The following is a 12,281-nucleotide window of genomic DNA, read 5'->3' on the forward strand; positions in this document are numbered from 1 at the left end:
CGCCGCAAGCAGGAACCTGCGACCTGCCGGGGGCGCCGGGGATGTGGCAAAATTTCGGCTTTACGCCTGCCGTCCGCAGGCGCGGCCTGTCCGCACGACCAAGAGGAAGACACCATGGCCGCCAGCGGTTTCCGAGGGCCCCGGCAAATCTGGAACGCTTTCAAGTGGTCCATGAAGGGGCTGCGCGCCGGCTGGCGCCACGAGGCCTCCTTCCGGCTGGAGGTCTGCCTTGCCCTGGTGCTGGTGCCGCTGGGACTGTGGTTGGGCCTCGGTCCGCTGGAAAAGATCGCCCTGGTGCTCCCGCCGGTGCTGGTGCTGTCGGCCGAACTGCTCAATTCGGCGGTGGAGGCGGTGGTGGACAAGGTCAGCCCCGAGTTTCACGAGCTGGCGGGCCGGGCCAAGGACATGGGGTCGGCCGCGGTGTTCCTGCTGCTGGCCATGACCGCCCTGAGCTGGGGCCTGATCCTGTGGCCGCGCTGGGTCGGCTGAGCTCGTCATTCCGGCGCAGGCCGGAGTCCAGAGCCTCTGTAGCCGGCTTTCGCGAAGTCCCTCAAAGCTTGGTTGCTATCGCGACAACCTGGCTTATTCGCTACTGGATTCCGGCCTGCGCCGGAATGACGGAGAGGGAAATGAACGCCCAGGCGAGATTTTGAACGGCTCTAAGACTTCGTAAGATTGCGCCGTCACATGCGGGATGCTGCAATGGCCACTCCACCGGATTGGAGCACCCCCATGAAACTTCTTCGTGTCCTCGTCTTGCTGTTGGTCGCCGTGGTCCTGTCGGGCTGCGGATACAACGCCATCCAGCGCCAGGACGAATCGGTGAAGGCGGCCTGGTCCGAAGTGCTCAACCAATACCAGCGCCGCGCCGACCTGGTGCCCAACCTGGTCAATACGGTGAAGGGCTATGCCCAGCACGAGGAACGCGTGCTCACCGAGGTCACCAACGCGCGCGCCAAGGTGGGCAGCACGCAGCTGACCACCGACGATCTGAACAATCCCGAGAAGCTCAAGCAGTTCCAGGCGGCGCAGGGCGAGCTGTCCAGCGCGTTGTCGCGCCTGATGGTGGTGACCGAGAACTACCCGAACCTCAAGGCCGACGGCCTGTTCCAGAACCTGCAGGCGCAGCTGGAAGGCACCGAGAACCGCATCACCGTGGCGCGCAACCGCTACGTGAAAGAGGTGCAGGAATACAACTCGATGATCCGCACCTTCCCGAACAATCTCACCGCGAAGATCTTCGGTTACCAGGTGAAGCCGAACTTCTCGGTCGAGAACGAGAAGGCCATTTCCACCGCTCCGACGGTCGATTTCAACAGCACGCCGGCACCCGCTGCCTCGGCGCACTGACGTGATCCGGCGCGTGACGCGCCTGCTGCTCGTGCTAGCGGTGGCCCTGCTGCCGCTGGCGCTGCTGCACGCGGACGAACCCGTTCCGACGCTCACGCGTCATGTCACCGATCTCACCGGCACGCTGACGCCGCAACAGGTCGACCAGCTCGACACGCAGCTGGTCTCGCTGGAAAAAGCCAAGGGCGCGCAGCTGGTGGTGTTGATCGTGCCGACCACACAGCCGCAGGACATCGCGGAGTATTCGCTGGCCGTGGCGGAGGCGAACAAGATCGGCCGCAAGGGCACCGATGACGGCCTGCTGCTGCTGATCGCCAAGAACGATCGGCGTGTGCGCATGGAAGTCGGCTACGGGCTGGAGGGCGCGGTGCCCGACGCAGCCACGGCGCGCATCACGCGCGAGTACATCGCGCCGAAATTCCGCACCAACGATTACTACGGTGGCATCCATGACGCCGTTGGCGCGCTTACCCAACTCATCAACGGCGAAGCGCTGCCACCGCCGGTGGAGAGCGGCAACCGCGAGCGCCGTCGCGGCATCGACTTCGGCCACGTGCTGCTGATCGGCGTGTTCGCCGCGATCTTCCTGCGCAGCGTGCTGGGCCGCACCACGGTCTGGCTGCGTACGTCGGTCGGGGCGGCGATCACCGGCGCGCTGGTGTGGCTGCTGGCGGCCTCGCTGGGGGCGGGCATCTTCGGCGCGCTTATCGGCGGTGTCCTGATGCTGCTACCGGGCGGCGGCGGGCGATCGGTCGGAGGCGGCGGCTGGGGTGGTTTCGGTGGCGGCGGGTTTGGCGGCTTTGGCGGCGGCGGAGGTTTCGGCGGCGGCAGTGGCGGCGGCTTCGGAGGAGGCGGCGGCTTCAGCGGCGGTGGCGGCAGTTTCGGTGGTGGTGGTTCATCGGGGAGCTGGTGATATGTCGCGCACCCAACGTCTGCTGATGAATCTGTTCGACGGCTGGTTCCAGTTGCGCCGTCGCTTTCCCAAGAGCCTGCTGGACGAGATGGCCGCGGCGATCGCCCACGGCGAGCGCGATCATCGCGGCGAGGTGTGCTTTGCCGTCGAGTCGCGGCTTGCACCGGGCGCGGTGTTCGCCGGCTTGAATGCCGAGCACCGTGCGAAGCAGGTGTTCGCGCAACTGCACGTGTGGGACACGCAACACAACAGTGGTGTGCTGTTCTACGTGCTGATGGCCGAGCACCGCGTAGTGATCCTGGCGGACCGTGGCGTGGCGGCGGTGGTCACGCAGGCGGAGTGGGATGCCGTGCGCGACCACATGCTGACCCGCTTTGCGCGTGGCGAATGGCGGCAGGGTTGCCTCGACGGCATCGCCGAGGCGCACGCGCTGTTGCTGCGGCATTTTCCGGGCAACGACAAGGGTGCGCCGGACGAGTTGCCGGATCGGCCTGTCTTGCTCTGATCCTTGGTTTCGCAAGGTTGTGTCGCGCACAAGTGCGCTCCCACAAAGGCTCAGTGACCTTGGGGGAGCGCACTTGTGCGCGACGCAGCGTTCCGTTGTATCGCCGCTTTCCTGACAGGCATAAAAAAAGCGGGCCCGAAGGCCCGCCTTTTCGAAGCGTTCGGCTCTTTCGAGCTTAGAACTTCTGGTTGTACGACACGTACCAGTAACGGTCGATGTCGAACGCCGGGTTGTACGGCGCGCTGCCGGTACCCGAGGTGGTCACCGAGTAGTAGTACGGACCCTTCTTGTTGAAGATGTTGTTCACACCCACCGAGAAGGTGCCCTTCCACGGAGCCGTGTAACGGAACTGTGCGTCGTTGAACGCAACCGAACCCTTCTGGCTCATGCCATAGGTGCCCCACCACGGATTGGTGTAATCCGGCGAGGAGCACTCGATGGTCGCGGTGTAGCAGCTGTCCTTCAGGCCTGCGTAGTAGCGGACCGTCCAGCTGGCGCCGAACTGCTTGTAGTCCCAGTCCACCTGCAGGTTCGAACGCAGACGGTACATGCCGTCTTCGCCGGTACCGCCGGAGGTGCCGCCGGACATGAAGCCGACCAGGTCCTGCGGGGTGGCGCCCGGACCGGTCACCACCTGGTACTTGGTCAGGTAGGTGCTGTCCGAAGCGATGCGGAAGCGGCCGAACGAGGTTTCCGGCAGACGGTAGTGAATACCGACGTCGTAGCCTTCGGTCTTCAGCGTGCCCAGGTTGGCCAGGCCTTCGTTGAGCGAAGAGATCGAGCCTGCGACCAGGTTCGAGGTCGCCGTCGGGCTGCGCTGGAAGCCGTTGCAGAAGTTCTGGTCGTTGTTGATGTAGCAGTAGTCGACGATCTGCTGTGCCACCACCGACGAGATGATGTTCTTCACGTAGATGTTGTAGTAGTCGACCGAGAAGTCCAGGCCTTCCACGTAGTGCGGGCTGTAGACCAGGCCCAGCGTACGGGTGATCGAGGTTTCCGGCTTCAGGTTCGGGTTCGAACCGGAGAGGAACGCCACCGGCGTCTGGCCACCGTTGGTGCTGGAGACCTGCGCACCGGTCTGGTCGATCTGGCGATAGTTCGCCGGCACGCCAGCGGCCGTGCAGCGAGCCTTGACCTGCGAGTTGGTCGCGGCAGCGCCGTAGACCGAGTCGCACGGATCGAGGAACGTTTCGAAGCTCTGGCCAATGCCGCCATCCAGATCGCTGATGGTCGGTGCACGGAAGCCCTGGGCCCAGGTACCGCGAACCAGCAGGTCCGCGAACGGACGGTAGCGGAAGCTGTACTTGTTGTTGGTGGTGCTGCCGAAGTTGCTGTAGTGCGAGTAGCGGCTGGCGATGTTGATGCCCAGCTCCTGCGCACCCGGCAGATCACGCAGAAGCGGCACGTCGAGCTCGGCGTACGCTTCGTTGGTGTTGTACGCACCGTTGGTCGGGGCGCTGGCCAGGTTGGTGGTCAGACCGGCGGCATCGGCAGCGTCGGGACGGAACACGCCCTTCTCGCCGCGGTGCTCCACGCCCACGGCCAGGTTGACCGTGCCGGCCGGCAGGTCGAACAGACCGCCGGACACGTTGGCGGTCCAGTCGGAGGTGTAGCTGGCCTGGCGATCGGTGCTGACCGAGTTCAGGTAGTTCCACACCGACTGCGGGGTGGCACCCGGACCGGCGAGGATGTTCCACGGCACGCAACCGGCGGCGCGATCGGCGGCGCTGGCGCAAGCGACCTGGCCGTCGATCATGGTCGTCGGGCCCAGGGCCGCGCGAGCATTCGGCAGGTTGATGTTGCCGGTGGTCTGGATCTTGATCTGGTTGGCGTCGTAGGTGAAGCCAGCGTCCCACGACCAGTCGTGGTTGAGGAACTGGAAGTAACCTTCGGCGCCCACGTCGATGTGCGCGAGCTTGGACTGGGTGTCCGTGATGCGCGGCATTTCCACCGTGCGGCGGAAGAACTCGAGGTCCTGGCCCGGGTACGGGTTGTAGTAGTTCTGACCGCTGATCAGCACCGGATCGTCAGCCACGCCCGACTGGAACGGGTAGCCGGCGAGCTGGCTCGAGGTATCGCGCGTGCTGTAGCTGGCGGCAGCGTGCAGCGTGATGTTGTCGGTGAGCTTGTAGCGATCCTGCAGGTACAGGTTCTTCAGCTTGGTGCCGGCGCGGAAGGTCATGTCCGACTGGGTGTTGTACTTGTCGACATTGCTGTTGGGGTCGTACAAGTGGTAACCCGCCGGCGCACCAGCCGTCTGCGTGGCCGAGCCGTGGTTGTACACGTACTGGTCGCCGGTGTTCGGATCGACGATGCGGCCGTACGGACCCAGGCCGAGGCCGGCCGTCGGGTGACGCGGACCCTGCGCGTACGAGGTCTCGGGACGCTCGCTGTTCCACATCGGATCGACGTTCTGGTACGAGGCGCCGAGGATGATCGAGTTCTTCTCGGTCGAGTGGCCCCAGGTGAAGTCGTAGTTCTGCGTCTCGCCGTCGCCCTTGCCGTTCTGGCCGTAGTAGACGTTGGCTTCGGCGCCGTCGAACTTCTCCTTGGTGATGATGTTCACCACGCCGCCGATGGCGTCGGAGCCGTAGATGGAGGAGGCGCCATCCTTGAGGATGTCGATGCGCTCGATCATCGAGACGGGGATGGTCGACAGGTCGGTCAGGCCCGAGAGGCTGGTGCTCCAGCGACGGCCGTTGACCAGCACCAGGGTACGCTGCGAACCCAGGTTGCGAATATTGACGTAGCGACCGCCGACGTCAGCGCCCGAGGACAGCGTGTCCTGCGGGGTGATGTCCGGAGTACCGGCCGACGGCATGCGGGCCAGGATGTCGTTCACGTTGGTCAGGCCGGTGGCCTGGATCGCCGCGCGGTCCATGGTGAACACAGGCTGCGAGGTTTCCACGTCCACGCTGCGAATGCGCGAACCGGTCACGGTGACGGTCTCGAGGCTCTTGGCCGAGGACTGTTCAGCCGGGGCAGGAGCGGCATCCTGTGCGGCCACCGACCATGTCTGCAGCACGAGCGCTGCGGCGATGGCAGTAGCCAGCAGGGTCTTTTGCTTCATTGTTGGAACTCCGAACAAAAAATAGCCATCAGCCAGCTCGCGAGGGCTGGGCATCCGGGTATGGGGATGGCGCGTACTACCCTGGGGAAGGGGTGCGTGCCGTGGCATCGCCGGGCTTGGGGGACAGGCGATGTAATCCCGAAGTTAAAACAAAGTGACGTGTGGGTGCAACCCTATTGCAACAGTCAGGAACTGGATGGTTTTGTTGAGGGCACTAATGTTTTGACCTATCGAGCAGCTGACGAAGGTGCTGAGATGTGCCATCAGTCATGCTCCGTCACCCGGTTCTCGTGGCGCTGCTCTAGGCCGCCGCCGCCCGCTACACTGGCGCTTTATTGCCACCCGTTTGCCCATGACGCATCCATTCATCGTCGCCTTCGACCCCGTCGCCTTCAAGCTGGGACCACTACAGATCCACTGGTACGGCTTGATGTATCTGGGCGGGTTCCTGGGCGCCTGGCTGCTTGCCGAATACCGCCGCCAGCGCGGCCGCCTGCCGGTCTCGCGCGATGCGCTGGGCGACCTGGCGTTCTACGCGATGATGGGTGTGATCGTCGGTGGGCGCATCTGGTACATGCTGTTCTACGCCGACATCCACTGGATCTGGACCGATCCGCTGGCGTTGTTCCGGGTGTGGGACGGCGGCATGAGTTTCCACGGCGGCCTGCTCGGCGTGCTCGCGGCCGGCCTGTGGTGGTCGCGTCGCAACAACATGCATTTCTTCGACACCGTCGATTTCGTGGCGCCGATCGTGCCGGTGGGCCTGGGTCTGGGCCGCCTGGGCAACTTCATCAACGGCGAGTTGTGGGGCAAGCCGAGCGATGTGTCGTGGGCGATGATTTTCCCCAATGCGCACAGCGCCGACGTGGATTGGGCGGCCACGCATCCGCAATGGCAGGCGGTGCTGGCGCAGTTCGGCGGCTTGCCGCGCCACCCGTCGCAGCTCTATGAAATGCTGCTCGAAGGCGTGGCGATGTTCACCGTGCTGTTCCTGGTGTCGCTGAAGCCGCGGCCGCGCTATCTCGTTTCCGGATTGTTCGCGCTGCTGTACGGCTGCTTCCGCTTCGGCGTGGAGTTCGTGCGCGTGCCCGACCCGCAGCTGGGCTACCTGGCCTGGGGCTGGTTGACCATGGGACAGATCCAGTCGTTGCCGCTGATCATCATCGGCCTGGTGTTGGTGTGGATGTCGCGTAACGCGCCCACCATGCGGCTGTACCACGTTTCGCTGCCGAACAAGGAGTAAGCCGTGCGCGCCTATCTCGACCTGCTGCAGCATGTGCTCGACCACGGCACGGAGAAGGCCGATCGCACCGGCACCGGTACGCGCAGCGTGTTCGGCTGGCAGATGCGTTTCGATCTGGCGCAGGGATTTCCGCTGGTCACCACCAAGAAGTTGCACCTCAAGTCGATCATCCACGAGCTGATCTGGTTCCTGCAGGGCGACACCAATATCGCCTACCTGAAGGACAACGGCGTCAGCATCTGGGACGAATGGGCCGACGAGGACGGCAACCTGGGCCCGGTCTACGGCCAACAGTGGCGCGCCTGGCCCACGGCCGATGGCGGCGTGGTGGACCAGATCCGCTGGGTGGTGGAGGAGATCAAGCGCAACCCGGACTCGCGCCGCCTGCTGGTGAGCGCCTGGAACGTGGGCGAGCTGCCGAAAATGGCGCTGATGCCGTGCCACGCGCTGTTCCAGTTCTACGTGGCGGACGGCAAGCTCAGCTGCCAGCTGTACCAGCGTTCGGGCGACATCTTCCTGGGCGTGCCGTTCAACATCGCCAGCTACGCGCTGCTGACCCACATGATCGCCCAGGTATGCAACCTGGGCGTGGGTGATTTCGTACATACGCTGGGCGATGCCCATCTGTACAACAACCACGTGGAGCAGGCCCGCCTGCAACTGACCCGAGAACCGAGAGCACTGCCCAGGCTCCAGCTCAACCCGGACGTGCGTTCGATCCTCGACTTCCGTTACGAGGACATCGCGATCGTGGGTTACGAACCCCACGGGGCGATCAAGGCGCCGGTGGCGGTGTAGTCATTTGCCGGGTTCGGCGTCCGGTCCTGCTAAGATCGGCGCCGCGCCAGGCCGCCCCAAGGGCGGTGCGGTGGTCAACACTGTCGATGAATGCAAGGATTTCCATGGCTATTTCGCTGATTGCCGCGCTGGATGAGAACTTCGCTATTGGCCGCAAGGGCCAGTTGCCCTGGCATCTGCCGGACGACTTGCGCTGGTTCAAGGAACTTACGCTCGGCAAGTATGTGCTGATGGGCTACAACACCGCGGTGGCGATTGGCCGGCCGCTGCCGGACCGCACCAACCTGGTGATGAGCCGCAAGCACGAAGCGCCGTTCCCGGGCCAGATCACCGTGCGTTCGCTGGCCGACGGCACCGCGCGTGCGGGCGGCACCGGCCTGATGGTGATCGGCGGCGGCGAGATCTATCGGGAAGCCCTGCCGGCGGCCAAACGCCTGTACCTCACCTGGGTCAATGGTGCGGTGGACGGTGCGGATACGTTCTTCCCGGGCGTGCACTTCAGCGACTGGACCGAGGTGTCCCGCGTGCACCACAAGAAAGACAGCACCCACGCGTACGACTTCGACATGGTCGAGTACATCCGCAACGACTGAGCGGATCGCCCATGCCCGCCCCGATGGCCGGCCCCATGCATGTGATGGCCGGTGTCATGCTCGATGCGCAAGGGCGCGTGCTGCTGGCCCAGCGGCCGCCCGGCAAGCACTTGGCCGGCTTGTGGGAATTTCCCGGTGGGAAACTCGAGGCAGGTGAATTGCCTGCCGACGGTCTGGTGCGCGAGCTGCGCGAAGAGCTGGGCGTGGAGGCGGTGGTCGGCGCGCCGCTGATCCGCGTCCCCTGGCACTATAGCGAACGTTTCCTGTTGCTCGATGCGCGCCTGGTGCACCAGTGGCGGGGCGAGCCGGCTTCGTTGGACGGGCAGGCGCTGCGCTGGTGCGAGCCCGCCGCAGTCGAGCTGGATCTGCTGGCGCCGGCCGATCGGCACATCCTGCGCGCACTTCAACTACCCACGCGTTATGCGATCACCTCGGATGTGCCGCCGACGGCATTCGACGAATGGCAGCAACGCATTCGTCGTGCCATCGCGGTGGGGCAGTCGATGGTGCTGCTGCGGTTTCCGCAATGGTCGACGACCGAAGTACGGAAACTTGCGGCGAGCCTGTTGGACGAGGCGCGCGCGAAGGGTACCCCTCTGCTGCTCAGCGGCGACGTGGAAGGCGCGCTGGCGCTGGGGCAGGGCGTAGGTGTCCAGCTGAAATCGGCGCAGTTGGCGAGCTGGCAGGAGCGTCCCTTGCCGGCCGCGCAATGGGTGGGAGCCAGTTGCCACCAGGCAGATGATCTTGAGCGAGCGGTGCAGATAGCCGATTTCGCTACCTTATCGCCGGTGGCTTCGACGGCGTCGCATCCTGATGCTACGCCGCTGGGTTGGAATGCGTTCGCACGGCTGGTCGATAGGGCCGCCGTACCGGTCTATGCGCTCGGCGGCATGACGTTGGAGCAACTCGATGCCGCGCGGCAAGCCGGCGGGCAGGGCGTGGCCGGTATCCGCGGATTCTGGTGAAGATGGCTTAGCCCTTCGCCTGTGCGAGCGACAGATAGCGCGCGTGCAGCTCCACCACGGCCTTGTCGAGCGCCGATTCGTCGCCGCTGTTCTCGATGACGTCATGTGCCAACGCGAGACGTTGTTCGCGACGCGCCTGGCGTTCGATCATGCGCCGTGCCAGCGATTCGTCGATGCCGTCTCGCTGCAGCAGGCGCTGCAGCTGCACCGATTCGGGCACATCCACGACCAGCACGCGGTCCACCCAGCGGTAGTGGTCGTGGTTCTCCGCGAGCAGGGGAATGGCCAGCATGCAGTACGGGCCGCGATCGGCCTGCACACGCTCGCGCAGCCACCCGCGAATGCGCGGATGCGTGATGGCTTCCAACGCACGCCGTTCCGACTCGTTGGCGAATACGCGCTGGCGCATCGCTGCGCGGTTCAGCTGCCCCGTCGCGTCGAGCACTTCCGCACCGAAGTGCGCGGCGATGGCGGCCAGGCCTTCCGAACCCGGCGCGATGACTTCGCGCGCCGCGACGTCAGCGTCGTAGACATGGATGCCCAGTGCTTCGAACCGTCGCGATACCGCGCTCTTGCCGGCAGCGATGCCGCCGGTGAGGGCAACCACATAGGCGGTACGCGGCGCGGTCAACGCAGTCCCGTCAGCTGCATGTACTGCTGAAGCAGCCATTCGCCAGCAACGAACCACACCCATCCCGCCGCGGCAATGAAGGGGCCGAAGGGCATCGGAATATCACGGCCGTGCTTGCGCAACGCAATCATGCTCCCGCCCACGATCGCGCCAATGAACGAGGACAGCAGGATCACCGGCAGCAACGCCGTCGGCCCCATCCACGCACCGAGCGCGGCGAGCAGCTTGAAGTCGCCGTAGCCCATGCCTTCCTTGCCGGTCAGCAGCTTGAACAGCCAGTACACGCTCCACAAGCTGAGGTAGCCGATAGCGGCACCGAGAATCGCGGTGTTCGGCGACACGAACAGCGGCACCAGGCTGAGCAGCAGGCCGAGCCAAAGCAACGGATAGTTCAACTGATCGGGCAGGTACTGCGTGCGGAAATCGATGCCGGCCAGCGCCAGCAGCATCCAGGTGAATACCAGTCCGGCCACCGCCGTCCAGCTGGCGCCGAACTTCCACACGATCACCGCACTGGCCAGGCCGCTGAGCAGTTCGACCAGCGGGTACTGGATGGAAATGGCGGCCTTGCAGTAACGGCAGCGCCCGCCCAGCAGCAGCCATCCGAACAGCGGGATATTGTCCCGGACTGCGAGCGGATGCTTGCAGTGAGGACAATGCGACGGCTCGCGCACGATGCCGGGTGGCAGCGGTTGGCCGTCGGGCTCGATGGCCAGCGTGTCGAACGCATCGAGTCGCCATTGCGCCATCAGACGTTCGGGCAAGCGCAGGATCACCACATTGAGGAAGCTGCCGACCAACAGGCCGAGCACGCCGGCGGCGATCGTCCAGCCCCATAGAGGAAGTTCAAGCATGCGCGATTCCGAAGCCTTGATATGAAAAAGGCCCCCCTCCCGGCGGGAGAGGGGCCTGGACTACGAGAGCTTACACGGTGGCCGCGAGCTTGAAGATCGGTAGATAGAGCGAAATAACCATGCCACCCACAAGCACGCCCAGGATCACCATGATCAGGGGCTCGAGCAGCGTGGAAAGTGTATCGACAGCGTTGTTCACCTCTTCCTCGTAGAACTCCGCGACCTTGAACAGCATGTGGTCGAGCGCACCGGATTCCTCACCGATGGCCGTCATCTGCACCACCATGTTCGGGAACACGCCGGTCTGTCGCATCGACAGCTGCAATTGGTGACCCACTGCCACGTCTTCACGCATCTGCTTGACGGCGTCGCCGTAAACAACGCTGCCAGTGGCGCCAGCCACGGCATCCAGTGCCTCGACCAGCGGCACGCCGGCGCGGAAGGTCACGCCGAGCGTGCGGGCAAAACGGGCAATGGCCGACTGGCGAAGAATATTACCGATGACCGGAAGCTTTAACATCACGCGATCAAGAAAGTGGGCGAACTTCACCGATCGTTTGTTCGCCATCACCAGCGCAACGACTCCACCGATAATGCCGAAAACGACCACCCACCAATAAGCCTTCATGAACTCGGAGGCATTGATGACGATCTGGGTCGGGGCCGGCAGTTCCGCGCCCGCGTCCTTGAAGGTCTGCGCGAACACCGGCACCACGAACAGCAGCATGATCATGCTGACCAGCAACGCCACGGCCAGCACCATCACGGGATAGAACAACGCCTTCTTGATCTTGGCCTTGATGGCCTCCGTGCGCTCCTTGTACGTCGCCACCGTATCCAGAACGGTGTCGAGCACACCGGAGGCTTCGCCTGCGTGAACCAGGTTTCGATAGAGCTCATCGAACTGCACCGGATACTTGGCCAGCGCTTCATGCAGGGCCGAGCCGCCCTCGATGGTCTGCTTCACATCCACCAGCATGTTCTTGAAGCGGATGTTCTTCTGGCCGTCGGCAATGATCTCGAACGACTGCACCATGGGTACGCCGGAAGCCATCATGGTGGCGATCTGGCGACTGAAAATGGCTACGTCGCGCGGCTTGACCGCGCTGCCGGTGGCGCCGAACAGCGGCTTGCCGCGTTCCTTCACCGTCTGGGGATTCATGCCCTGGCGGCGCAGCTCGGCCTTGACCAGCGAGGCGTTCTTGGCCGCCATATCGCCCTTCATGCGCTTGCCGCGCTTGTCCAGGGCGATCCAATCGTAGGTTGTCAGCTGGCTGACCTCAGCGCGCTGGGCGCCGAGCGACTTCACGTTCTTAGCGGTGGCCACGGCCATAGCATTTCCCCCTGCTGTTACGGTCG

At 64.5% G+C, this 12,281-nt stretch carries 12 protein-coding genes; 8 read left to right on the forward strand and 4 right to left on the reverse strand.

Going from position 1 to position 12,281, the window contains the following annotated elements; genetic code table 11:
- Nucleotides 1-114: 114 nt before the first annotated feature.
- From ISP20_RS05250 to ISP20_RS05265, 4 genes are all read left to right on the forward strand, one after another.
- Complete coding sequence (locus tag ISP20_RS05250; RefSeq protein WP_204635037.1) at nucleotides 115-489, forward strand: diacylglycerol kinase; 375 nt, start codon at nucleotides 115-117, stop codon at nucleotides 487-489.
- A gap of 243 nt (nucleotides 490-732) precedes the next feature.
- Nucleotides 733-1,350 (forward strand): LemA family protein, encoded by a 618-nt coding sequence (locus ISP20_RS05255; protein ID WP_204635038.1) that lies wholly within the window; start codon nucleotides 733-735, stop codon nucleotides 1,348-1,350.
- Nucleotide 1,351: 1 nt separating this feature from the next.
- Entirely contained in the window at nucleotides 1,352-2,263 is a 912-nt protein-coding gene (locus ISP20_RS05260) for a TPM domain-containing protein (protein WP_204635039.1), read from the forward strand.
- A 1-nt stretch (nucleotide 2,264) separates the two neighbouring features.
- Nucleotides 2,265-2,768 (forward strand): TPM domain-containing protein, encoded by a 504-nt coding sequence (locus tag ISP20_RS05265; RefSeq protein WP_204635040.1) that lies wholly within the window; start codon nucleotides 2,265-2,267, stop codon nucleotides 2,766-2,768.
- A gap of 175 nt (nucleotides 2,769-2,943) precedes the next feature.
- Here the strand turns inward: ISP20_RS05265 and ISP20_RS05270 are convergent, their stop codons facing one another.
- Nucleotides 2,944-5,838 carry a TonB-dependent receptor plug domain-containing protein gene (locus ISP20_RS05270; RefSeq protein WP_204635041.1) on the reverse strand — a complete coding sequence of 965 codons (2,895 nt, stop codon included), beginning with the start codon at nucleotides 5,836-5,838 and terminating at the stop codon, nucleotides 2,944-2,946.
- A 352-nt stretch (nucleotides 5,839-6,190) separates the two neighbouring features.
- Between ISP20_RS05270 and lgt the strand changes: the two genes are divergently transcribed.
- The 4 genes from lgt to ISP20_RS05290 all read left to right on the forward strand — a co-directional run bounded on the left by lgt (nucleotide 6,191) and on the right by ISP20_RS05290 (nucleotide 9,437).
- The gene (gene lgt, locus ISP20_RS05275; protein WP_204635042.1) at nucleotides 6,191-7,081 is read left to right on the forward strand and encodes a prolipoprotein diacylglyceryl transferase; all 891 of its coding nucleotides are present in this window, start codon (nucleotides 6,191-6,193) and stop codon (nucleotides 7,079-7,081) included.
- Between the two features lie 3 nt (nucleotides 7,082-7,084).
- A complete protein-coding gene (locus ISP20_RS05280) occupies nucleotides 7,085-7,879 on the forward strand; it encodes a thymidylate synthase (protein WP_204635043.1) in 795 nt (264 codons plus the stop codon).
- Nucleotides 7,880-7,983: 104 nt separating this feature from the next.
- Nucleotides 7,984-8,472: a dihydrofolate reductase gene (locus tag ISP20_RS05285; RefSeq protein WP_204635044.1), complete on the forward strand. Its 489-nt coding sequence runs from the start codon at nucleotides 7,984-7,986 to the stop codon at nucleotides 8,470-8,472.
- Nucleotides 8,473-8,483: 11 nt separating this feature from the next.
- A complete protein-coding gene (locus ISP20_RS05290) occupies nucleotides 8,484-9,437 on the forward strand; it encodes a Nudix family hydrolase (protein WP_239535364.1) in 954 nt (317 codons plus the stop codon).
- 7 nt (nucleotides 9,438-9,444) lie between these two features.
- Here ISP20_RS05290 and coaE read toward each other — a convergent pair whose 3' ends face one another.
- The 3 genes from coaE to ISP20_RS05305 all read right to left on the reverse strand — a co-directional run bounded on the left by coaE (nucleotide 9,445) and on the right by ISP20_RS05305 (nucleotide 12,255).
- Nucleotides 9,445-10,068, reverse strand: a complete 624-nt coding sequence (gene coaE, locus ISP20_RS05295; protein ID WP_239535366.1) for a dephospho-CoA kinase — start codon at nucleotides 10,066-10,068, stop codon at nucleotides 9,445-9,447.
- Nucleotides 10,065-10,922, reverse strand: coding sequence for a prepilin peptidase (locus ISP20_RS05300; protein ID WP_204635046.1), 858 nt, complete (start codon nucleotides 10,920-10,922; stop codon nucleotides 10,065-10,067). Before ISP20_RS05300 ends, coaE begins: the two co-directional genes overlap by 4 nt.
- A gap of 70 nt (nucleotides 10,923-10,992) precedes the next feature.
- Nucleotides 10,993-12,255: a type II secretion system F family protein gene (locus tag ISP20_RS05305; RefSeq protein ID WP_204635047.1), complete on the reverse strand. Its 1,263-nt coding sequence runs from the start codon at nucleotides 12,253-12,255 to the stop codon at nucleotides 10,993-10,995.
- Between the last annotated feature and the right edge of the window lie 26 nt (nucleotides 12,256-12,281).

The organism is Dyella kyungheensis (assembly GCF_016905005.1).
In the GTDB taxonomy this organism is placed as follows: Bacteria; Pseudomonadota; Gammaproteobacteria; order Xanthomonadales; family Rhodanobacteraceae; genus Dyella; species Dyella kyungheensis.